19 protein-coding genes are annotated in these 23,364 nt (G+C 60.8%); 12 read left to right on the forward strand and 7 right to left on the reverse strand.

All coding sequences use genetic code 11. The annotated features are described in order from the left end of the window. Positions 1 to 32: 32 nt before the first annotated feature. The 5 genes from CS390_RS10405 (at position 33) to CS390_RS10425 (ending at position 5,589) form a co-directional block, all read left to right on the forward strand. Entirely contained in the window at positions 33 to 1,373 is a 1,341-nt protein-coding gene (locus CS390_RS10405; RefSeq protein WP_099776622.1) for an ABC transporter substrate-binding protein, read from the forward strand. A 66-nt stretch (positions 1,374 to 1,439) separates the two neighbouring features. Further along, the gene (locus tag CS390_RS10410) at positions 1,440 to 2,216 is read left to right on the forward strand and encodes an ABC transporter ATP-binding protein (RefSeq protein WP_099774285.1); all 777 of its coding nucleotides are present in this window, start codon (positions 1,440 to 1,442) and stop codon (positions 2,214 to 2,216) included. A 369-nt stretch (positions 2,217 to 2,585) separates the two neighbouring features. Further along, positions 2,586 to 3,938 (forward strand): OprD family porin, encoded by a 1,353-nt coding sequence (locus tag CS390_RS10415; protein WP_099774286.1) that lies wholly within the window; start codon positions 2,586 to 2,588, stop codon positions 3,936 to 3,938. Positions 3,939 to 3,986: 48 nt separating this feature from the next. Continuing rightward, the gene (locus CS390_RS10420) at positions 3,987 to 5,219 is read left to right on the forward strand and encodes an SfnB family sulfur acquisition oxidoreductase (RefSeq protein WP_099774287.1); all 1,233 of its coding nucleotides are present in this window, start codon (positions 3,987 to 3,989) and stop codon (positions 5,217 to 5,219) included. A gap of 10 nt (positions 5,220 to 5,229) precedes the next feature. Beyond that, positions 5,230 to 5,589, forward strand: a complete 360-nt coding sequence (locus tag CS390_RS10425; protein WP_099774288.1) for a hypothetical protein — start codon at positions 5,230 to 5,232, stop codon at positions 5,587 to 5,589. A 380-nt stretch (positions 5,590 to 5,969) separates the two neighbouring features. On the opposite strand, the gene CS390_RS10430 is transcribed toward CS390_RS10425, so the two are convergent. The 7 genes from CS390_RS10430 to CS390_RS10460 form a co-directional block, all read right to left on the reverse strand. Next, positions 5,970 to 6,959 (reverse strand): ABC transporter permease, encoded by a 990-nt coding sequence (locus CS390_RS10430; protein WP_099774289.1) that lies wholly within the window; start codon positions 6,957 to 6,959, stop codon positions 5,970 to 5,972. Position 6,960: 1 nt separating this feature from the next. Then, a complete protein-coding gene (locus CS390_RS10435) occupies positions 6,961 to 7,959 on the reverse strand; it encodes an ABC transporter permease (protein WP_099774290.1) in 999 nt (332 codons plus the stop codon). Continuing rightward, positions 7,949 to 9,460, reverse strand: coding sequence for a sugar ABC transporter ATP-binding protein (locus tag CS390_RS10440; RefSeq protein ID WP_099776624.1), 1,512 nt, complete (start codon positions 9,458 to 9,460; stop codon positions 7,949 to 7,951). Before CS390_RS10440 ends, CS390_RS10435 begins: the two co-directional genes overlap by 11 nt. A 5-nt stretch (positions 9,461 to 9,465) precedes the next feature. Then, entirely contained in the window at positions 9,466 to 10,488 is a 1,023-nt protein-coding gene (locus CS390_RS10445) for a sugar ABC transporter substrate-binding protein (RefSeq protein WP_099774291.1), read from the reverse strand. Beyond that, the gene (locus tag CS390_RS10450; RefSeq protein WP_099774292.1) at positions 10,485 to 11,441 is read right to left on the reverse strand and encodes a sugar ABC transporter substrate-binding protein; all 957 of its coding nucleotides are present in this window, start codon (positions 11,439 to 11,441) and stop codon (positions 10,485 to 10,487) included. Before CS390_RS10450 ends, CS390_RS10445 begins: the two co-directional genes overlap by 4 nt. A gap of 314 nt (positions 11,442 to 11,755) precedes the next feature. After that, a complete protein-coding gene (locus CS390_RS10455; protein ID WP_099774293.1) occupies positions 11,756 to 13,252 on the reverse strand; it encodes an acetyl-CoA hydrolase/transferase family protein in 1,497 nt (498 codons plus the stop codon). Positions 13,253 to 13,521: 269 nt separating this feature from the next. Next, positions 13,522 to 15,300 carry an acyl-CoA dehydrogenase gene (locus tag CS390_RS10460; RefSeq protein ID WP_099774294.1) on the reverse strand — a complete coding sequence of 593 codons (1,779 nt, stop codon included), beginning with the start codon at positions 15,298 to 15,300 and terminating at the stop codon, positions 13,522 to 13,524. Positions 15,301 to 15,910: 610 nt separating this feature from the next. Here CS390_RS10460 and CS390_RS10465 point away from each other — a divergent pair. From CS390_RS10465 to CS390_RS10495, 7 genes are all read left to right on the forward strand, one after another. Continuing rightward, positions 15,911 to 16,930 carry an AraC family transcriptional regulator gene (locus CS390_RS10465; RefSeq protein WP_065757713.1) on the forward strand — a complete coding sequence of 340 codons (1,020 nt, stop codon included), beginning with the start codon at positions 15,911 to 15,913 and terminating at the stop codon, positions 16,928 to 16,930. Between the two features lie 80 nt (positions 16,931 to 17,010). Beyond that, positions 17,011 to 17,394 carry a DUF2946 domain-containing protein gene (locus CS390_RS10470; RefSeq protein ID WP_099774295.1) on the forward strand — a complete coding sequence of 128 codons (384 nt, stop codon included), beginning with the start codon at positions 17,011 to 17,013 and terminating at the stop codon, positions 17,392 to 17,394. 140 nt (positions 17,395 to 17,534) lie between these two features. Next, the gene (locus CS390_RS10475; RefSeq protein ID WP_245704287.1) at positions 17,535 to 17,918 is read left to right on the forward strand and encodes a DUF2946 family protein; all 384 of its coding nucleotides are present in this window, start codon (positions 17,535 to 17,537) and stop codon (positions 17,916 to 17,918) included. 114 nt (positions 17,919 to 18,032) lie between these two features. Beyond that, on the forward strand, positions 18,033 to 18,614 hold the full coding sequence (locus tag CS390_RS10480) for a putative natural product biosynthesis protein (protein ID WP_099774296.1): 582 nt from the start codon (positions 18,033 to 18,035) through the stop codon (positions 18,612 to 18,614). 270 nt (positions 18,615 to 18,884) lie between these two features. Continuing rightward, on the forward strand, positions 18,885 to 19,754 hold the full coding sequence (locus tag CS390_RS10485) for an MbnP family copper-binding protein (protein ID WP_099776626.1): 870 nt from the start codon (positions 18,885 to 18,887) through the stop codon (positions 19,752 to 19,754). Then, the gene (locus CS390_RS10490) at positions 19,751 to 20,887 is read left to right on the forward strand and encodes a methanobactin export MATE transporter MbnM (protein WP_256587596.1); all 1,137 of its coding nucleotides are present in this window, start codon (positions 19,751 to 19,753) and stop codon (positions 20,885 to 20,887) included. The genes CS390_RS10485 and CS390_RS10490 overlap by 4 nt, the downstream gene beginning before the upstream one ends. Positions 20,888 to 21,189: 302 nt before the next feature. Next, positions 21,190 to 23,322 (forward strand): TonB-dependent siderophore receptor, encoded by a 2,133-nt coding sequence (locus CS390_RS10495; protein WP_099774297.1) that lies wholly within the window; start codon positions 21,190 to 21,192, stop codon positions 23,320 to 23,322. The last annotated feature ends 42 nt before the right edge of the window (positions 23,323 to 23,364 follow it).

A 23,364-nucleotide genomic window follows, 5' to 3' on the forward strand; every position in this document is an offset into this window, starting at 1 on the left:
CGCGGCGAAAGGACGAGAGAGAACCCATGATCCTGAATGCAACCCTCAAATACAGCGCCACCGCGCTCGCCCTGGCGCTAGGCCTCTACTCGGCATTGCCACAGCCAGCACAGGCCGCCGCCACAGAACAATTCTTTCCCCTGGCCACCTACCGCGTCGGCGCTTATGCCTCCAGTGGTATTCCGGTGTGGGCCGGGATGATCGACTACCTGCGTTACATCAATGAAGTGGAAGGCGGCATCAACGGCGTCAAGTTGGTGTGGCAGGAATGCGAGACCGAATGGACGGCGGAGAAGGGCATCGAGTGCTATGAGCGCTTCAAGAACGGCCTCAATGGTGCCCCCGTGGCTCTCTATCAGCCCAACGGAGCACCCGCTGCGTACGCCCTGGCCGACAAGGCTGCCGCTGACAGGATTGCGCTGATCACACTCGGCTATGGCCGCACCGAGGCCACCGACGGTAGTGTGTTCCCGTACAACTTCCCGGCCATGTTGACCTTCTACAGCGAGGCGTCGGCATTCATCAACTACGTAGCAGCGCGCGAGGGTGGCCTGGACAAGCTCAAGGGCAAGAAGATTGCCACCGTCTATCACGACTCCGCCTACGGCCGTGAAACCCAGGGGCCGCTGCAGCTGCTGGCGGAAAAATATGGTTTCGAGAACATCCAGATCCCGGTGGCCGATCCTGGGAACGAGCAGGCTTCGCAGTGGCGTAAGGTGCGCCAACTCCAGCCGGACTGGGTATTCCTGCGTACCTGGGGCGTGTCCACGCCGGTGGCGATCAAGACGGCGGCGCGCTTCGGTTATCCGGTAGACCACATTGTCGGCGACATTTGGGCCAGCTCGAATGAGGACGTACTGCCCGCGGGCGAGGCGGGCAAAGGCTATCTGGCGCTGACACCCTACCCAGGCGGTGCCACTTTCGATATTCACCAGCGCATCAAGCAGCACATTCTCGACAAGGGCAAAAGTGACCTCAAGGACCCCAAGAGTTTTGGCAGCGTGTACTACAACTCCGGTCTGGTGAACGCGGCCATCGCGGTAGAGGCGATACGCGCCGGGCAGAAAAAATTCGGCAACTGCCCACTCAATGGTGAAGAGGGGCGCTGGGGCCTGGAGCACCTGAACCTCGACGATGCACGCCTCAAGGAGATCGGGTTTCTGGGCCTCATGCAGCCGCTCAAACTGTCGTGTGATGACCATGAGGGCGGCGGTGCAGCCAAGGTACAGCAGTGGGACGGCAAGCAGTGGAACCTGATCACCGACTGGGTTCAGGCCGACCGAACGACCTTGCGCCCGCTGATCGATGCCAAGTCTGCCGAGTACGCCAAAGAAAAAGGTGTTCAAGCACGCGATTGCGCGGCTGAGCAGTAAGTGATGCCTGCCTGCGTGCCGCGATCCTGAACGGTGCGCCCTGAACTTAGTAGAAGGTGCGTATAGATGAATACAGTAACCCGTCCTGATGTCGAGCGTGCCGAACTGCTCGCCGTCGAGGACATCGAAGTGGTCTATGACGGCGCCATCCTCGCGGTTGTCGGCGTTTCCCTGCGGATCGAGGAGGGCGGTATTGTCGCCCTGCTGGGGGCCAACGGTGCAGGTAAAAGCACCACGCTCAAGGCTATCTCCGGCCTGGTCCAGGCCGACCGGGCGCGGGTTACCCGCGGCCAGATCCACTTTCGCGGGCAGGACACCGCCGGCGTCGCGGCCAATGTGCTGGCACGCCAGGGCATTGTCCATGTGCTGGAGGGGCGTCATGTGTTTGCCCATCTCACCATCGAGGAAAACCTGCGCAGTGGCGGCTTTTTGCGCAACCCCTCCAGGCGAGAGCTGGAGCAGGACCTGGAGCGGATCTACACTTGGTTTCCGCGGTTGAAGACCAAGCGCAAGACCCAGGCGGGGCTGACCTCGGGCGGCGAACAGCAGATGCTGGCCATTGGGCGTGCGCTGATGACCCGGCCCTCCCTGGTGTTGCTTGATGAACCGTCCATGGGCCTGGCACCGATCATCGTCGAGGAAATTTTCGATATCGTTGCCCAGCTCAATGCTCAGGAAGGCGTGAGCTTTCTGGTGGCCGAACAGAACATCAATGTTGCGCTGCGTCACGCCAGTTATGCCTACATTCTGGAGAACGGCCGGGTGGTGGGTGAGGGCGCCGCCAGTGAGTTGGCCGCCCGCGAAGACATCCAGCATTTCTACCTCGGTGGCAAGGCCGACTGAGGCACGCCACGCACTCGTTTTCCTCTTCTCCCGATGGGTGCCTGTGCGCCCATCGGTGCGGTTTTCTACCGTACCCCGCAACTGATCTCTCCTTTTCCAGCCCGCATACAACATGACTTTCCGCGTGCGAATCCGCCTGCGGTGGATGGCGTTCGGCTGTGCCTGACGGTATTCGGGTGTCGACCTTCGAACGTGCTGTGTGGCACGCAACACTGATCGGTCAGTTTGCCCGTTGGTAAAATTCACGTTTCTCAGGTTTGTATTTTAAGTTATTGATATATAACGATTAATTAATTGGCATGGTTGTTGAAATAGTTGAGTGAACAGCGCCTGCACGGGCGTTACATACGCAACTACTAGGACCTTGCCATGCGTTTTGGAAACAACCATCGAACAGCTCTTTCATTGACCCTTGCCCTGGCCAGCCCGGCCTTTGCCGCCAGCGAAGAAAGCGAAGGCTTCCTTGAGGGCACTCAGGTACATGTGCTCAACCGCAACTACTTCTTCAGCCAGGACTACCGCAACGGCGATTTCGCCCGCAACCCCAATACCGGTGAACGGCAGAGCCAGCACCGCGAATGGGGGCACGGTGTGATCGCCGATTTGCAATCCGGTTTCACTCAGGGCACGGTTGGCTTTGGCCTGGATGTGCAGGGTGTATTGGGCCTCAAGCTCGATGGCGGTAATGGTGTGGTCGGCAACGGTGTGGGTGTACCTGGCATCGTTTCGCGCTCCGGTGCCAACTTCGATGGCGAGCCCAAGGATGAGTACAGCAAGGTCGGCGCGGCGCTGAAGGTGCGGGCCTTCGACACCGAAGTGCGCTACGGCGATGTGCGCCCAACCAGCCCGGTACTCTATGCCAGCGATATCCGCCTGTTGCCCCAGACCTTGCGTGGCCTGGTGTTTCGTAACACCTCCGTGGAGGGCCTGACCCTGCAGGGCGGCAAGCTTGAGTCGAGCAGCGATCGCAACGCCAGCAACCACCGTGGCGACCTCGGCACGGTGTACGCAGGGCGCTTCAAGGGCGCCAACGATGTGATCTACCTGGGCGGTGACTATGTGTTCAACGACCAACTGAGCTTCAAGTTGCACACCAGCCGACTTGACGACATCTGGAACCAGTCATTTGCCCGCTTCGATTTTGTGCAGCCGATCAACGAGGCCCTGAGCGTCAACACCGGCCTGAACTACTACCGCACCCGCGACAGCGGCAAGGCGTTGGCCGGCAAGATCGACAACGACTCCTGGAGCGCCCATGCCGGGCTGGGTTATGGCGCCCATGCCTTCAAGTTGAGCTACACGCGGATCGACGGTGACACGCCGTTCGACTATGTCTGGAACACCTACGACCTTGAGTTGGATGCCGCATCCCAGATATCGGACTTCAACAACCCCAACGAGCGTGCCTGGGAGGCGCGTTATGACTACAACTTCGTTGGCCTCGGTGTGCCGGGCCTCACCCTGACCACGCGTTACGTGCGCGGTACCGACATCGATGGCAGCCGCGCCGGGGGTGCCTACAGCTACTACAGCGGCATCAAGGATGGCAGCCACTGGGAGCGCAACGTCTGGATCAAGTATGTGGTGCAGAGCGGGCCGGCCAAGGACCTCTCATTCAACCTGATGCAGGCCACGCACCGTGTCGGCGGCGATCACGTGGCCGAGTCCAACATTGACGAAGTGCGTTTCATCGTCGAGTACCCGCTGGATTTCCGCTTGTAAGCCTGTGCTGTAGCCCTTTCTTACCTGTACCGCATGGAGTAGTCACGCATGACCGATAGACTGCATACCCGCCTGCCCGAGCAGGCCGTTTCAGCGCCTCGGCGTCCGGCTCATATTATTCGTAGTGATGCCGAAGCCATTGAGGTGGCCCAGCGCCTGGCCCAGGATTTTGCCCAAGAAGCCGTTGCGCGTGATCGCGAGCGACGTTTGCCGTGGGCGGAGCTGGACCGCTTTTCCGAGAGTGGCCTGTGGGCCATTACCGTTCCCAAGGCCTATGGTGGTGCTGGCGTGTCCTACGCCACGCTGACCGAGGTCGTGGCAACCGTTTCAGCGGCGGACTCCTCGCTGGGGCAGTTGCCGCAGAATCACTACGGTGTGATCAACAACCTGCTGTTGACCGGGAGCGAGGCACAGCAACATCACTACTTTGCCAAGGTGCTTGCCGGCTATCGGTTCGGCAATGCGTTCTCCGAAGCCAAGAGCAAAACCGTCACTGCGTTTGAAACACGCATTCATTTTGAGGGCGACACCGCGGTGCTGGAGGGCGAGAAGTTCTACTGCACCGGCGCGCTGTTCGCTCACATTGTCCCGACGGCGGCGGTGGATGAGCAGAACCGGCCGTTCATTGCGTTTGTGCCACGGGATGCGCAAGGGCTGAGCATTGTCGATAACTGGGATGGCTTTGGGCAGCGCACCACCGCCAGTGGCAAGGCATTGATCGACCGCGTACGCGTGCCGCTCAGCGCCGTGATTCCGGCCTGGAAAGCCTATGACCGACCCACCGCCGATGGGCCGGTGTCGCAGATCATTCAGGCTGCAGTGGACACCGGCATTGCCCGAGGCGCGTTTGCCGAAACCCTGCGTGTGGCGCGAGAGGCGCGCCCGTGGGTCGACAGTGGTTTGCAGCACGGATGGCAAGACCCGCTGAGCCAGGCTGCGATTGGCGACCTGGCCTGGCGCCTGCACGCTGCCGAAGCGATCCTCCAGGCGTCCGCCCAGGCCGTGGACCTTGCGCTTGCGGAGCCTACCGAAGCAAGCGTCGCCCACGCCTCGGTGGTTGTCGGCCAGGCCAAAGTCCTGTCTACCGAGATCGCCTTGTTGGCGTCGACCCGGCTGCTGGAACTGGGAGGCACGCGCAGTGTGTCTGCCAGCCAGGGGCTGGACCGTTTCTGGCGTAACGCGCGCACGCATACGCTGCACGATCCGGTGCGCTGGAAATACCACCTGATCGGCAACCAGCGCCTGAACGGCGTCAATCCACAACGTCATTCCTGGAACTGAGGACCTGCTTATGTCTCACGCTCATACACTGGCCGACCTGGGGTTCGCGCAAAATGTTCAACGTGCGCTGGTCGAACACTTGCAAGGCAGCCCGTTGAAGGACGATACCCTGACCATCGCAAGTATTGGTGACCTGGAGGTGCGTATTGCTGCCGCCGATGCGTTGCTGGCGCAGGCCGGGCGCTCGTCGGTCGAGGCCGCCACCGCACGCTTGGCTGCCGCAGAAGCGGCACAACGGGCGAGTGAACTGCAGGTCGAACTGACCGGAAGGCAAACGCCGCGCCCGTCGATTGAGGGCGATGCCGTACCGTTGTCGCAACTGCGCCGTCGCTTGGGCGACCACTACCTTAACGGTGTGGCACTGACCTGAGCAAAACACACCTGCCATCCCGAGGGATCGGCATGGCAGGTGTGTCATTCGCCTTGTGAACATATCCATTCCCTGCAGCGGCACCACCGGCTGGTTTCACCTGAGCAGGCTTGCCTGCGATGGTATCGGTGGGGTGCCCGTGAGTTCGCGGCGCCTGCATCGCGGGCAAGCCCGGCTCCTACAGGGATGGACTGTGCGATTGCTTCAGCGCAGTGTCAGCAAGTCCGAGGCGTCTGCATCGTTGACAAGCCAACGCCCACAACGATCCACACAGAACACTGCATTTCCTGTAGGAGCTGGCTTGCCTGCGATGGCGTCGGCGAAGTGCCAGCGAGACCGTGGCGTCTGCATCGTTGGCAAGCCAACTGCTACAGGGGTGGTCAGGACGGGTCCTTGAATACGCGGCGACCAAGGTAGCTGAACGACAGCACCAGCAGAATCAGTGCGCCCGTGGCCACCTGTTGCCAGTAGAAGTTCCAGCCGATCAGCAGCAGGCCATTGGCGGTGATGTTCAGGAACAGTACGCCCAGCAGTGTACCCGGTACGTTGGCCCGCCCATGGCGGTTGAGGGTGGTGCCGATAAATACGGCGCCGATTGCATTGATCAGAAAGGCGTTACCCGACATCGGTACGTAGGCATTCACTGTGCTGCTCAGCAAAATACCCGCGACTGAGCAGGCCAGGGCGCACGCGATGAACACCCGGGCGGTGATGCGCTGCACCGGCACACCGCTGTAGCGCGCGACCTCCGGTTGTTCGCCGATGGCCAGCACCTGACGGCCGAAGCGGCCTTTGGCGAGCGCTACACCGTAACCCGCCGCCAAAATCGCAACGATCAGTAGCGGCAGCGGAATGCCGAGCACGACGATGCTGGCCAGGGCAGGGCGTGCCTGTGCAGCCAGGTAGATCGGCTGGCCGCCGTCGGAGAGCAACTGCTGCACGCTGGTGCCGATAAAGAGCATACCGAGCGTCGCCAGAAATGGCGAAATACGCAGCCCGCTGATCAACACTGCGTTGAACATGCCGGTCAGGCCGCCCACCAGTATCGCGGACACGATTGCCGGCAGCAGCCCAAAGCCGGCATTGAGCGATACGACGAACGTCAGTGCAGCCAGATCCACCGCTACGCTCACCGAAAGGTCGATACCGCCAGCGCTGATTGCCAGCGTCATGCCGATGGCGACGATGGCCAGGAGGGCGAAGTTGTTGAGCAATACACTGCTGAGGTTGCCCACACTGAGAAAACCGGGTGCATTCACCGCGAAAAATACCAGCAGCACCAGGAACAAGACGGGCAAGACCAGGCGCAGCCATTGACGACTGATTGATACCGAGGCGGTGCTGGGTAGCACTGTGGTTGATTGGTTCATGTCACGACCTCCCACGCAGCAGGCTTGAACTGGCGACGACCAGCAGAATCAACACACCCTGTACACCGTTGACCCAGAAGCTGGAGATGTTCAGCAGTTGGAAACCATTGACCAGAAAACCCACCAGCAACGTGGCCAGCAATGTACCGCTGATGCTCGGGCGCAGGCGTCGGGAGAACACGCTGCCTAGAAAGGCGATGGCAACAACCGACAGCAGCATCTCCCCAGAGCCGGTGGTGCTGCCACTGAACCAGGCGGCCGAACAAAACGACGCCAGGCTCCCGCACAGACCACTGAGCAGGTAGCTGGAGAACTGATAGACCGCCACAGGCAGGCCTGCTGCGGTCGCTGCTTCCGGGTACTCGCCAACGGCATACAGGCGCAGGCCGTAACGACTGAACTGGATCAGCAGCGTCAACAGCAGCGCGGCCATGAGGAACACCCAGGCCAATGCCGGCTGCCCCAGCCAATGACCAAAACTGAGCAGCTCCAGTAGCGCTGACTCGGTTGGCAGCACGGTATTTTCCGTCAGTACCAGCTCCAGGCCGGCAATCAGGTTCATGCTGGCCAGCGTCGCCAGCAGTGGCGGCAGGCGCAGGCCGACCACCACCAGGCCGTTCAGCGCACCGATGGCCAGGCCACATGCCAAGGTCAGGGCGATGCTGCTGGCCGCACTGGCGCCCGCGTTGTTCAGCGTGGCATAGACGGCGGCCGACAGCCCGAGATTGGCCGCCAGCGACAGGTCAAGGCCGCCAGATACCACGTTGGAGCCGCCACCGATGATCACGATGGTCAGCCCGAAAGCGAGGAGGCCGAGGATTGCAGACTGCGCGAAGACATTCGAGAGGTTGGTGGGTGAAAGGAAGTTTTGCGCTGTACTGGCAAATACCAGCAAGATCGCCAGGAACGCCAGCGAGGCGCCATGGCGCAGCAGTTTCAATTGCCAGCGGTTCGAGCGTCGTGGGACCGACACGCTGGCCAGGGAGAGATCAGTGGACATAGTCGGGTTCCTGTTGATGATGTGTGCCGGACGCAAGCGCCAGTAGCGTGTCGCTGTCGAGCTCGGCGGCCTTGCGTTGCGCAATGATGGCCCCTCGGTGCATGACATAGACGCGGTCGCACAGGCCCAGCAGCTCGGGCAGATCGGACGAAAGCAGCAAGACACCGGCGCCTGGCTCCACCAGCTTTCCGATCAGACGGTAGATCTCCACTTTGGCGCCGATGTCGATACCGACGCTGGGTTCGTCCAGCAGGTAGAGGGTCGACTGCCGGCTCAGCCATTTGGCCAGCGCCACCTTCTGCTGATTACCACCGCTGAGCTGGCGCACCCTGGCCTGCGGCCCGGACGTCTTGATCAGCAGATGCTCGATCAGGGCTTGGGTTTCCTGCTGCTCGCGGCGTTCCGACAGCAGCCCAAACCGGGTGAAGCGTGAGAGGCTGGCCAGGGTGCTGTTCTCCTGAACGGACAGGTCCAGCGCCACCCCTTGCCGGCGGCGCTCTTCCGGCAGCAGGGCAATGCCTTCGCGCACGGCCTGATGAGTACTGTTCAACTCGACAAGTTGCCCGTTCAGGCGAATCTCGCCCTGTTGCGCCGGGTCCAGGCCGAACAGGCTTTTCAGCAGCTCCTTGGCGCCGGAGCCCACCAGCCCGGTGAGGCCGACGATCTCGCCACGGCGCACCAGCAGGTCGATATCGCGATAGGCATGCCGCTTCTGCAGGCCGCTCACCTGCAGTAGCGGCTCGCCCAATGCGACCGGCTGCTTGGGGTACATTTCGGCCACTTCGCGGTTGACCATCAGGCGCGTAATTTCTGCCAGCGATGTGCTGCGCGGATCGACCTCGGCGACATCACGCCCATTGCGCAACACGGTCACCCGGTCACACAGGTGTTCGATCTCTTGCAGGTAGTGAGAGATGTAGATGATCGCCAAGCCCTGATCACGCAATCGCTTGACGATGCGCAGCAATTGCTCAACCTCGCGTTGCACCAGCGCTACGCTGGGCTCATCAAATACCAGCACCTTGGGTTTGGCGATCAGTGCGCGGGTAATCTGCACCACCTGTTGCTCGGCACTGCTCAGCTCACCGATCAATGCATCCGGCGGCAATTTCAGGTCGAAATACGCGTCAAGCAGGCGTTCGGCTTCCCGCTGTTGCGCACGGCGATCGACGAAAGGGCCGCGGTGTATTTCCTGGCCGAAGAACAGCGCCTCGCTCACCGTGAAACTGGCGGGCAGCAGTCGCTCCTGGTGAATGAACTGAATGCCGAGACGTGCCACCTGGCGCGGCGTGAAGTGTGTGTATTGCTGACCGTCCACCCACAGGCTGCCGGCATCCGGGCGATGAATGCCGGCAAGCACCTTGATCAGGGTCGACTTTCCAGCACCGTTCTCACCGACCAGGCCATGCACGCTGCCACGCTGGACGCGCAGACTGGCATCGTCCAGCGCCCGCGTGACGCCGAACTGCTTGGTCAGGTTGCGAAGCTCCAGGGCAGGGATGTTGTTCAAGCATCACCCCTGAGGCGGCGAACGTCATCGACGTTGTCCGCTGTGGTCAATAGTGTCTCGACGAAGGTTTCCTTGGGCAGGTCGTGCTCACCTGCCAGGTAACGGGCGACGTTGTGTACCGCCAGGCGTCCGATCAGTGCCGGTTGTTGCGAAACCACGGCGGCGACCGGCGTATTGGGTTGTTTAAGCAGGTCCAGTACTTCCGGTGTGCCGTCGACGCCGTAGGTCTTGATCTCGGTGCGCCCTGCGTCGATCAGCGCCTGGCTGGCACCCAACTGCGGCAAATCCCAGGCCGTCCAGATCGCATCGATCTCGCCCTTGGGGTATTTGTTCAGCAGCGCGGCGACTTGACTGCGGGCGTCCTGCACGGTGTTGGGGATGACATCACGCAGCTCCGGCTCGAGGAACTCGATTTGTGGGTAGAACTTGGTCACGAGCTTTAACTGGTCGTAACGAATACCGCAGCTTGGCACCCCATAAAAGCCATTGAACACCAGCACGCGTCCCTTGCCGCGCAGGTCCGCCACCAGCTTCTTGGCCAGGATCAGGCCGGTGCTCCAGTTGTCCGCCGAGATGGTATTGATGGCGTACTGCGACGGCACCTCGATGGTGAACAGCGGAATGCCGGCCGCCGCAATACGCTTGAACCAGGGGTCGATGATGCTCAAGGTGCCCAGCGTGTGGATCACCGCATCAGGCTTCTGGGTGACCAGGTTCTGAAGCTGGGTGACCATGGCCTTGTCGTTGCGCCCCGCGTCCAGGGTGATGGGCGTTCCGCCCAGCCTTTTTACCTCTTCGACCTGCGCGGCGAACGCACGGCTATCGAAGTAGATGCTGGTGCCCACGGTACTGATGGCAATGCGTTTGCCCGCCAGTGAAGGCACCGGTGCGTCGCCGCTGGCGCTGCCACTCGGGGTGGCTGCTCGGGCCAGGGAAGAAAGACCAAGGCCGGCAGCCAGGGTAACGCCAGCGCCCAGCAGGGCGCGTCGGCCGATATCGAAATTACTTTTCTGGCTCATTGGTCACCTCGCAGTTGTTGCATTTCATCCAGGTTGTTTGCTGTGGTCAGCAGGGTGGAAACGTGGGTTTCCTTAGGCAGGTCTTTTTGCCCGGCCAGGTAACGCGCGACATTCTGTACTGCGGTTTTTCCGATCAAGACGGGTTGCTGGGCAACAACGGCGCCGATGGGCGAATCGTCTCGCTGTATCAGGTCGAGCACTTCCGGTGTGCCATCGACACCGTAGGTCTTGATCTCGGTGCGCCCGGCGTCAATCAGCGCCTGGCTGGCGCCCAGTTGCGGGATGTCCCAGGCCGACCAGATGGCCGCGATCTCACCTTTTGGGTACTTGTTGAGCAACGCCGCGACCTGCGAGCGGGCGTCTTGCACGGTGTTGGGGATGACGTCACGCAGCTCGGGCTGAATGACCTTCAGATCAGGATGGTCGGCCAGCGCCTTGATCAGTTCGTCATAGCGGATGCGGCATACGGGCACGCCATAGAAACCGTTGAACACCAGGATGTTGCCCTTGCCACCGGTATCCTTGACCAGTTGCTCCGCCAACAAACGGCCCGCTGCGTAGTTGTCCGAGGTGGTGTTGTTGATGCTGTACTGCGAGGGCGCATCGATGGTGAACAGCGGGATGCCGGCGGCCTTGATGCGCTTGAGCCAAGGGTCGATCACGCTCAGCGTACCCAGCGTCTGGATAACGGCATCAGGTTTTTGGGTGACTACGGTTTGCAGTTGCGTGACCAGGTTTTTGTCGTTTCGGCCGGCATCCAGCGTAATGGGAGTACCGCCCAGGCGTTTTACCTCGTCGACCTGAGCCTGGAACGCCTTCACGTCGAAGTAATGGCTGGTGCCGGTCATGCTGATGGCGATGCGCTTGCCTGCCAATGACGGCACGTCGTCACTGGCGTAGGTGTTGGCGCCAAACAACAACGTGGTGCTGAACAGAATTTTCAGAAATTTCATCGTATTCCTCTTCAAGGCATGTACAGCTCGACCGGCCACTCAACGATCAGTAGTGGCCGGCACATTTCTAGGCTGAGAGGAACAAGGCGAGAACCATGCCATGTTTAAAAATGCTTTTAAAACAATGACTTGGCTGTATTGAGCGGTAAGGTTGGAAGCACTGCACCGAACAAAGTGCTGAATGGCTGTTCGGGACCGAACAGCACGCAGGCGGTGATGCGCGGGTGACGGGGTTTAGCGCAGAACCGAACGGCCTGGGGGTGGCCGTTCAGTTGCAGTGCCGCGCGTTTGCGCTGCTGCGGTGTGCGAGGGCGTCAGTCGGGTTGCTGCATGCTGCCTGTCTTGTTCAAGCGTACATGCCAGCTCAACGCCTGGCTCAGGTCGTGGGGGGTATGTCCGCCCAGCAGGCAGGCGGCGCTGAAGTAGTCATCGAGGGCCGCGCGGTAGTCTGGGTGTACGCATTGATCAATAATCACCCGTGCCCGCTCTCGAGGCGCGAGGCCCCTCAAGTCAGCCAGGCCGTGCTCAGTGACCAGAATATCCACGTCGTGCTCGGTGTGGTCGACGTGGCTGACCATGGGCACTACGCGTGAAATGTTCCCGTCCTTGGCAATCGACTTGGTCACGAAGATCGACAGGCGAGCGTTGCGGGCAAAGTCCCCGGAGCCGCCGATGCCGTTCATCATTTGGGTGCCGCAGACGTGAGTGGAGTTCACGTTGCCGTAGAGATCAAACTCCAGCGCGGTGTTGATTGCGATGAGCCCCAGGCGTCGAATGACTTCCGGGTGGTTGGAGATTTCCTGGGGGCGCAGTACCAGGCGGTCAGCGTACTTTTCCAGGTTGCCGAAGACTCGCTCGCCGCATGGCCCGGACAGGGTGATGGAGCATCCCGAGGCAAATTTCAGCTTGCCGGCGTCAAGCAGGTCAAACGTGGAGTCCTGCAGGACTTCGGAGTATTGCACCAAGTCGTTGAAGGGCGCGTTGATCAGGCCACACATCACGGCATTGGCAATGGAACCCACGCCCACTTGCAGCGGCGCCAGGTTTCTGGGCAGGCGGCCCATTTCCACCTCGTGCTCGAAGAACCGCACCAGGTGGTCGGCGATGGCCTGCGTGTCATTGTCAGGCGGCAACATGGTCACGGTCGCCTCGGGCGAGTTGCAGATGACGATGGCGGCGATGCGTGACGGATCGATGTCGATTGCCTGGCTACCGATGCGCTCGTTTGAGTGGCGAATGGGGATCGGGCCACGGTGAGGGCGATCTTGAGGCAGGTAGATGTCATGCAACCCCTCGAAATGCGGATTGCTCGCCAGGTTGAGTTCGACGATTACCTGCTTGGCCGCCAGGGCCAGGCTTGCCGAGTTGCCCACCGAGGACGTAGGTACGATATGCCCTTGCTCGGTGATGGACACCGCTTCGACGACCGCAATATCCGGGGTGGGCAGGAAACCATCGCGCACCTGCTCGACCACTTCCGAGAGGTGTTGGTCGATGAACATGACGCGCCCTTCGTTGATGGCTTTGCGCAGTACGGCATCGCCTTGAAAGGGCATCCGCCGTGCCAGCAGGCCGGCTTCGGCCATTTTTCCATCCAGCCCTCCGCCAAGGCTGGCGCCGGTAATCAGGTTGATTTTCAGTGGCATGCTCTTGGCCTGCTCGATCAATGCCAAGGGGACCGCTTTGGCGTCTCCCGCACCGCCAAAGCCACTCATGCCGATGGTCATGCCGTCTTTGATGAGCCGTGCTGCCTGCGTCGCACTCATGATTTTGTCGTGCAGGGAAGCCAGTCGAATACGCGAAGCGTGCATGGGGAAAACCTCAAATAGGGGAGAAATGGACGGGCTACCGGGCATCAAACGCCCAGTGGGTACGCGCGTCATTACTCAGCTGGGCCGTTGCGAAGCGCTGCTCGCCTGATTGTTCTTGGGGGTGGGCAGAAGGGGAGGCCGACACGATCAAGGCGGGTATCGCTATGTTTTGGGGCAAACGTGTGTTGCAAACGTGCGGTGACCGTTAAAGGCCACCGCAGTGGTTCGCAGTGCCAGTCGTTACTGGGGGCTAGTCAATGAACGCGCAGTCAAAATTGTTCGTCGTCCAGGGCCATGATGCTTCTGCTGCCGCTGCCAATGGCGGTCAGCAGGGCATGCACGCGCGGCAGCAGCTGTTCGGCATAGAAGTCGGCAGTGACCTGCTTGGCTTTCAGGAACTGAGGATCGCCGCTGCCGGCGTCGAGCAGGGCTTGTGCGCTCAAGGCCGAGCGAGCCATCAGCCAACCGCCGCAGAGGTAGCCGAACAGCATCATGAAGTTCACGCTGATGCTACCTGCCAGGTGCGCGTCGTTTTTCGCATTGTCGAGGAGAATGCGCAGGGCCTGCCGGCCAGCGCCCAAGGCACCTTCCAGTGCTGCAGCCTGATTGGCGAGGTGCGTCGAGCGTTGCAGCACAGCGACGGTTTCGCCGATATCGTCCAGCAAACGGCTGATCAACTGGCCTTCGTTGAGCAGTGTCTTGCGCCCGACCAGGTCAAGTGCCTGGATGCCGGTGGTGCCTTCATAGATGGTCAGGATACGGGCGTCACGATAATGCTGGGCGGCGCCGGTTTCTTCGATGAAGCCCATGCCACCGTGAATCTGCACGCCGAGGGAGGTCACTTCTTGCGCCATCTCGGTCAGCCACCCCTTGACGATGGGGGTGAGCAGGTCGACGCGACCTTGATGCAGCTTTGCCGCGTCTGCGTCAGGTGCGTAGGTGGTCCGGTCCACTTCGGCGGCAGCCACCAGTGCCAGGGCTCGCATTGCCTCGATGGACGCCTTCATCTGAAGCAGCATGCGCCGTACATCCGGGAAGTGGATGATCGAGAAGCGGCTACCGTCCTTGCGCGTGCCTTGCAGGCGGTCCTTGGCGTACTGCAAGGCGTGTTGGTAGGCGCGTTCGGAGATGGCCAGGCCTTGCAGGCCAACGCTTTGTCGAGCGTGGTTCATCATGGTGAACATGCACGCCAGCCCTTGGTGTGGTTCGCCCACCAGGTAACCGATGGCGCCACCGTTATCGCCAAAGCTCATGACACAGGTCGGGCTGCCGTGGATGCCCAGCTTGTGCTCCAGCGCGATGCAGCGGGCATCGTTGAGTACGCCTGGCTTGCCTTGGGCATCAAGCAGGAATTTAGGCACGACGAACAGCGAAATGCCTTTTACGCCGGCCGGTGCATCTGGCAGCCGGGCCAGTACCAGATGGACGATGTTCTCCGTCATCTGGTGGTCGCCCCAAGTGATGAAGATTTTCTGCCCGCTGATCAGGTAATGGTCGCCCTGAGGGATAGCACGGCTCTTGATCGCGGCCAGGTCTGAACCGGCATCCGGCTCGGTGAGGTTCATGGTGCCGGTCCATTCGCCACTGACCAACGGGGCAAGGTAGGCATCACGCAAGGCGGGCGAGCCGTGGTGGGCGATGGCCTCGATTGCACCTTGCGTCAGCATCGGGCAGAGGGCGAAGGCCATGTTGGCCGAATGCCAGATTTCATTGACGGCAGTGCCGATCACATTTGGCAGGTTTTGGCCGCCCCAGATTTCCGCTGCAGTCAACGAAGGCCAGCCGCCGGCCTGGAACTGCTGATAAGCATCGGCGAAACCGGGAGTTTCCTGAACGCCGTGCTCGCCCAGACGTGCGCCCTGGGTGTCGCCAATCCTGTTGAGCGGTGCCAATACGCCAGAGCCCAGACGACCGGCTTCGGCCAGAATCGCGGACACCAGTTCATCGTTGATGTCATCCCGATGTGCCGATGCACACAAGGCTTCAAATTCGACCAGTTGCTGCAGGACGAACTCGCTGTCGCGATAGGGGTGGGTGTAATCACTCATTAAGACATCCTCTTTAAAACGATGTGTCAGGCCGACCGTGCTGTTCACGCTGCAGGGGCCAAACGTCGTGGTCGTGTCATGGGTATTGGGTGTTGGAAGCGTCAGGCCTTGCGTTGAACTGCGCCCGATAATCGACCAAATTGGCCAGATGCGATGGGGCGCTCGCCCCAACCGTCATGGGCTTGCTGGCATTGGCCACAGCCGGCGCCCGGTGCATGAAGCCGCACTAATGGGGGCAGTGTGAGCCGGTAATTCTGTAGGGCAGAGGGCGCATATCGGCCGCGCTTCAGGCCGTTGGCGTGCACGCTGGGCGCAACGGATGTCGCCTGGCGCAGGTACATCAATGCGTTTAGCCTGCAGTTCTTGCGCGGACGAGTAGCTGTCCCTGGCGTTGTAACCGCGTTTACTGCTTGCACGTGCACGGACGGGTTCCTTGGGAATTGTCGGAAATGGCAGCGTTTTACCCGCATCAGTCAGGCCTCTGCTGACGGTCGCTACCTTCCATTGGAAGGGCCCTTGGCGACAATAACGAAACCAGTCGAAAAATAGACATAAACGGACAGCGGTATAGCGGTAGACTTCGCCGATGTGATGCAGGGATTTGTCTTCGATGGGTATAGAGCGCTATTCCATTTCCATTCATTTCGCCCGAATGCTCATGAACGCCGGGCGCCGCCTTCAGCTTGACGAGGCGGTGCTGCTCAATGAGGCGGGCCTTAATCGACGCATGTTGGAAAATGCCCATCTGCGGATCACGCCTGATCAATTCAGTCGCTTGATGCGAGCGGTCTGGCGTTTGGCCGATGACGAGTTTCTGGGCATGGGCGCGCAGCGGTGTCGGCAGGGCGTGTTCGCCATCATGGCCAAGCAGGTCGTTCATTCACGTAACCTGCACTCGGTGTATTACAAGCTGAGCCACTTCTACAATGTGGTGAATGACTCCTTGCACCTCGCGCTTGATGTCGTCGGTGATGAAGCGGTTTTTTCGATGAGGCTCAAGGATCCGGCTCAAGACCCGGACTACCTGCTCAGAGGTTTTCTACTGCTGTTGTGGCATCGTTTTCCAAGCTGGTTGATTGGCCAGCGGATTTCGCTGAAGCATGTTGCGTTTGACCATCCGGCCCCCAAACACCTGACAGAGTACCGCTTGATGTTTCCCTGTCCGGCGAAGTTCGACCAGCCGGTGACCTGCCTGGTGTTCGATGCGGCGGCACTCAAGGCGCCGCTGGTGCAAACACCCGAGGCCCTCAGGGTTCATTTGAAGCGAGCGCCATTCGACTGGTTCACTCGGCCGGCCTATTACCCCGTCTATACACGGCGGGTGCTGGATTACCTGGAGCGCTCGGAAAATCTGGCTGAAGCCACCATTCAGCATGCGGCACTCGCGTTACACCTCACCGACAGAACACTGAGGCGAAAGCTCGCGGCTGAGGGAAGCCAGTTTCAACGGCTCAAGGATGGTGTGCGTCGGGACATGGCGATCCATTACTTGAGCCAGACGTCGATGTCGATCAGTCTTGTTTCCCAAGCGCTGGGTTTTTCTGAGCCTTCCGCATTCACTCGGGCGTTCCGGCAATGGACAGGGGAGCTGCCGAAGACCTACAGGGATGTCGCTCGTGATAGAAAATAGTCGGCAATGGTTTTCTGGCCAGTCTGTTCGACCCAAGTCGCGCTTCAGCCTTCTTGCGGTTCGATGGTAAAGTCGCCGCCATGAAACTCGCCCGCTCAGACCGCTCACTCATTGCCTGGATGCTGTACTTCAGCGTTCTGTTCAATGTGTTTGCCTGCGGTTTGGGGCACGGGCAGGTGATGGGGCTGGAACTCAATGGCTTGGATGGACAGTTCTGTGCCTCCCTCGGTGGCAAGGCCCCCAGCCCGAGCACCGACCTCAGTAACCCTTCGGCCAGCGGCTGGGGCGCCAGTTTTTCGTGTCCGATTTGCTCTGCGCTAAGCCTTGGCATCGCCATGCTGTTCTGCCTCGGCTGGTTGCTACGGCTGGGGCAAACACAACGTCCCGGCCGTGAGCAACGCTGCAAGGCGCCCCCGCGTTATTCCTGGCCCTCGGCCAATCCTCGCGCATCCCCTCTGATTTAACGCTCGCAGGCGGACGGCCTTATTGGCCGGTGACCGCTGCAGGCCTTCGTCCGCTGTTCGCCTTGCTGTCGCCCATGCGCCACAGCGTGGGGGCGGGTGTTTGATTGTCATCATCCTTAGGGTGTTGCATGCAGGGTGGAATGAGTAACGCCAGTCAGCAGAACGTCTGGGTCGCGGCGTTTCTGGCGATTGTGCTGAAGGCCATGGCGCTGCCGATGGCCGGTGCTTTTGGCGCGTTGAGCATTGAGCAGTTGCTGACGGGCAGCTTTTGCTCGGCGGGCAGCGTGCAGCAGGCCACGCTTGTGCTCGACAAACAGCAGCCATCCTCTGCGGGCAAGGCTGACCACGTCCATTGTTGCTGTTCTCAGACGCTTGAAGCCTTATTCATTCCGCCAGCGTCGATGGCGCTGATCGGTGTTATCGCGACGTCACCGCGGCCGTTCACGCAGTCATTGTTCTGGTTATCGCCCCGTGCCCGCTGGCCGTCGATCAACCCCCGAGCGTCTCCTGCTCGTCACGCATGACCGGCATTTTCTGCACACCCGAATCGGGTGTGCCCATGGTTAATGGTGACAGGGTAAGGAGCGCAACATGGCGCGTGGTATTGAAGGTTTGAATCGCCCATTGGGGAGGCTCATATGCGAGCGCTAGCGGTTCCGTCAGGCGCCTCGCGATTGGTCAGCAAGGCTTCCCGACTGGGGAAAAAAGGGGATTTTCTGCTGCCGTTTCCCGACTACCCCAGCAACGCACGCAGCTTCGTGCACCTGGATGCCCGTTTGCTGCCGTACTGGCACACGTTGTTCGATGTGTGCCCGGCGCTGCTTAAGCTCGACCCTCCGGATGGTCTGAATATCTTTCGTGGTTTCATGACCTGGGCGTACCGCAATCATCCGCCACTGAACTGGACGTATTACCTGAGCGTATGTCGCTGGCTGCTTGGCTCCAGCTACCGGGCACGGATCAACGATGCGCACATCGAGTCGTTCATGAGTGCTGCGGCGGCGCGTTGGATCACTACCGATGACAGCCTGGCGCGCGGGCTGGTCTTGGCCTGGCAAGGTTCAGCGCAAATGCTGTTCGACTGGAAGGTGGCCCCTCGTCCGATGCTCGCGCCCGATGTGGAGCAGGAAGAACTCCCTCCCGTGCCGTGGGACTTTGCCTGGTGCCCACTGACAGGTAAGGGCGGCACGGGGTTTCGCAGGTGGTTGCCGGTACCCTGAGTAGCGCTTGCCGGATACGTCGGTGGCGAGCCAGCCTGTCGGCTTTGTGCGACAGGCTGCCGCATCCCTGGCAGCCGCCCATAAAGCGGCTTGCCTGGGAGGCCCTGGCATGGCTTGGCCGTGGCGGGATGTCGCAGGTCAGCGCCAAGGCAGCCTCATGCTAGAGTCCTGGACGACGCGTTGATTGCTCTTGGCAGGGTACGCCGCGGCACTGAATGTCAGGGGGCTGTAATGACCCTGGCATTTTTTATGTTCCAGGAGCCACACCTGATGCGTTCATTAACGTTGAGTGTTGTTTTCGTCGTGCTGGCGTGGCTGGCAGGCTGCGCGGGCAACAAGCCGGAAACTGCAGATGTACAACCCGTGACCATTGGTTTTTCACTGCTGGCTGCTGGGCGGCCAGTGCACTGCGGGGCGATGTTCGGGCCTTTGGGGCACGATCAAAAACGCGTGTGGTTACATGATGCACGCTTCTATGTCCAAGACGTTGCATTGATCGATGAAACCGGGCGCCAAGTACCGCTGCGATTAAGCCTCAATGAGTGGCAAAACGCTCAGGTTGCCTTGCTCGACTTTGAGGACGGTACTGGCCATTGCAGTGGCGGTACGCCCGGCACCAACACCACGGTTGTGGGCACGGTACCTGCCGGGCACTACACCGGGCTGGTCTTTACAGTGGGCGTGCCAGAGGCCCTCAATCACACCAGCACTGAACTGCAAGGCCCGCCGCTGGACCTGGCCGCCATGGGCTGGAGTTGGCAGGTCGGGCGCAAGTTCGCCAAGATCGAGGTCGATCCCGAAGGAGGGGTGACCAGGGCCGATGGCTCGAAGGCCGCCACCTGGTATCTACACCTGGGCTCGACCGGTTGCACGGGCAACCCGGTTACCGGGGAGACCGTGTCTTGCCCGCATGGCAACCGTGTTTTATTACGCATGAAGGGCTTTGAGCCGAGTAAAAAGGTGGTCACACTGGACCTGGCCACCCTGTTTCAAGGCAGCCAGCTGTCCAGGGATGAGGGTGGGGCCGTGGGTTGCATGAGTGGCCCCGACGATCCTGAATGCGTGGCGGTACTCGAACACCTGGGCGTGCCGCGGGAGTCAGGAGCACTATCTGCCTTCAGGGCACAGCCCAAGCCATGAGTGCGCGCCGGTTGGCGATGTGTCTGGGCGTGCTTGTCGGCAGCAGCGCAGCGCTGCCGGTGATGGCGCAAACGTGGTCATGGAACCTGCCTTCCCATGTGCCGGAGCCTCGGGTACCTGCAGATAATCCGATGTCGACGGCCAAAGTCGAGTTGGGGCGGTGGTTGTTCTTCGACACCCGCTTGTCTGCCGACGGCAGCCGCTCATGCGCCTCTTGCCACCATCCCGATCGGGCCTTTACCGATGGCCGTGCGCGCTCGGAGGGCATGGCCGGGCAGTTGACCCACCGAAATGCGCCCAGCCTGGCCAACAGTGCCTGGAATGCCACCTACAACTGGGCTGCGCCTGCGATCGTGTCGCTGGAGCGACAGATGGAAATACCGCTGTTTGGCGATGATCCGATCGAGATGGGTGTCAATGACAACAATCGCGCACAGATCCTTCAGCGCCTGCGTGACGATCCGCTGTACCTGCCCCTGTTCCGGCAGGCCTTTCCAGAGCAGGCAGCACCGCTGAGCATGGCCTCGATCATCAAGGCGATTTCAGCGTTCCAGCGCAGCATTGTCTCGGCGGACAGCCGCTACGACCGTTATCTGCAGGGTAAGCAGGCCCTGAGCGCCGCAGAGCAACGTGGCATGACGCTGTTTTTCGGTGAACGAGCGGAATGCCATCACTGTCATGGCAGCTTCAATTTCAACGATCAGGTGGTACATGCCAGGAGCCGTGTGGTGGAAACGCCGTTTCACAACACCGGGCTCTACAACATCGACACCGCCGGTGGTTTCCCTTTTCCCAACCGCGGCCTGTACGAAAGCACCGGCAAGCCCGAGGACATGGGCGCCTTTCGTGCGCCTGGCTTGCGCAACGTAGCCGTCACCGGGCCTTACATGCACGATGGCAGCATCGCTAGCCTGGAGGAGGTGATCGACTTTTATTCTGCGGGCGGTAGGGTGATTCGTTTTGGCCCCAATCAGGGAGATGGACGGCTCAATCGGCACAAGAGCGGCCTGATAGCCAGGCTCGACCTCAGCGATGAGGAAAAAGGGGATCTACTCGCGTTTCTGAAGGCCCTGACGGATGAAACGCTGCTTAAAGACCCGCGCTTTTCCGACCCCTGGAAGCACAAGCACTGAGCCGTCATTGCCTGCGCAGGTTGCACTCAGCAGGACGTCCGGCCCGCGACAGTACGACGCAGCTCGTTTACGCACGGCTGCCGTGAGCGGTCAATAAACGTGAGGGCAGCAAGCCGTCCGCGCGTGCTGGCCAACACGGCCAAGCCGTGCGGCGGGCTGTCGCAGTTTTAGCAGCAAGCCCTGAGGCACTAGAGTCGCGCCGTCCGTTGACAGGGTAGTCGCAGGCGCCATCCAGAGCGCTTTATCAGGGCTTTGTGGAGCATGTCGGACGGCTGCCGCCAGATTATCGAGCGAGCACCTTCATGGTTTTAAAACAACGTCCTGGCCCTGCGCCACTGGGCTGGTCCCTGGTATTGATCAGCGTGTTCAGCAACGCTGCCGAGCAACCACTGGCCTTGCCGGAAACCACCGTCGTCGGCCAACGTGAGCCCGGCTATAAAGCCGAAACCGTCAGTGGATTCAATAAAACCCCGCTCAGCCCACGAGAGGTTCCTCAGTCGCTCAGTGTGGTGACGCGTCAGCAGATGGACGACCAGGGCATGGTCAGTGTCCCCGACGCCATGCAGCAAGTGACCGGCGTCACCCTCATCGCCAATGACACCTTGAGCTACCAGTATTTGTCCCGTGGTTATGCGTTGGGCGTGATGTACGACGGTGTGCCTTCCTACAACGGTATGACCCCTTCCAACCAGTTCGACTTGCCGCTGTACGAGCGCATCGAAGTGCTCCGGGGGCCTTCCGGCCTGCTGCAGGGCGCGGGTGAGCCTGGCGGTGTGGTCAATCTGGTCAAGAAACGGCCCCTGGATCATTTCGCTGCCAACTGGGCACTCTCTGCCGGTTCCTGGGATACCTACCGCCGTGAGGGCGATATCAGCGGGCCGCTGAATGACAGCGGTAGCGTGCGCGGTCGCTTGGTGCTGTCGAGCGAGGATCGCCAGTACTTCTACGATCGAACCAGCAGTGACAAATGGTTGGGGATGGCCGCCCTTGCTTACGACCTGAATCCGCAGACCACACTGGACGTTTCCTATAGCACCCAAGAGCAGCAGGTGCAGGCGCCCTGGTCTGGGTTACCGGCGTATGACCTGGTGGATGCCAAGGGGCACTACAGGTTGTTGGATGTGTCACGCTCAACCTTCCATGCCCCTGACTGGGGACGGCTGAGTTACGACACCCATGAGTGGTCGGCCAGCCTTGAACATCGCTTCGACAACGAATGGGTACTCAAGGGCGCGTTCAACCGGCGGGAACAGTACCAGAACTACAAGTACGCCTATGCCTCATCGGGCCTGGCGCCACTGACCGATACCCTCCGCTACAGCAGCATGCAAGGCGCCTACAACTACACCCGCGAAGGCATGGACGTGTTCTTGAGCGGGCCGTTCGCGTTGCTGGGGCGTACCCACAACCTGCTGCTGGGGGCCAACGCTGAGGTGTACAACAGCCGTGGCCGCTCGGGGCGTGGTGTGGGGGGGAGCACAACCTTTGACGGGCTTGACGACCTGCCCGAACCGACGATTGCGTACACCTCGGGCAGAGAGAGTGAAACCGAACAGTACGGTCTCTATTCGCGGCTGAACATTAGCCTTGCCGATCCGTTGACGCTGGTGCTGGGGGCTCGCACCACGACCTTCAGCAGCCGTACCCGCGACGTTGCGCCATCCAATGCCTCGGACTGGCGAGACGGCGCTGAAGCCGATCAGCAGATCAGCCCTTACGGCGGTGTGCTGTACGAGTTGAACCCGAACATCACCTTGTACGCCAGCTATACCGACATTTTCGTACCGCAGACCCAACTGAAGGCGGATGGCAGCGTGCTCAAGCCGCGTGAAGGGCGCCAGTATGAAGTCGGCAGCAAAACCGAATGGCTGGAAGGGCGCCTGGGGCTGTCGTTGGCCTGGTTCAATTTGCGCGACGAGAACCGTGCCTACGCCGATCCGGCTTATCCAAACGACAACTACTACCTGAACGCCGGCGAAGTAGAGAGCGAGGGCTGGGAGCTGGAAGTGAGTGGCAAGCCCGCCGCTGGGCTCGACCTGTCGGCAGGCTATACCCGCCTGGAGACGCGCTACCTGCAAGCCCGGGAGAACCAGGGGCGAACCTACTCGATCCAGACGCCCAAGGACCAGCTCAAGCTGTGGAGCAACTACCGCTTTGACGAGCAGAGCGCCATGGCGGGATTCAGTGTCGGCCTTGGGGTACTGGCCAATGGTGCCACACAGAGTTCACGTGGCTGGCGCGACGAACTGGTGAACAGTGGTTATGCCGTGGTCAACGGCCGTATCGGTTACCAATTGGACAAACAACACAGCGTCGATCTGCACATCAACAACCTGTTGGACCGCACCTACTACGCCTCAGTCGGTACCCCCAACATCTACAACTTCTATGGTGAGCCGCGCAGTTTTACGCTGACCCTGAGAGGGGCGTACTGAGTGTGTGACGCAGGTTGATCTCGACGGGCTGTAAACCCCTTG

Origin of the sequence: Pseudomonas sp. HLS-6 (genome assembly GCF_002753995.1) — a bacterium.
In the GTDB taxonomy this organism is placed as follows: domain Bacteria; phylum Pseudomonadota; class Gammaproteobacteria; order Pseudomonadales; family Pseudomonadaceae; genus Aquipseudomonas; species Aquipseudomonas defluvii.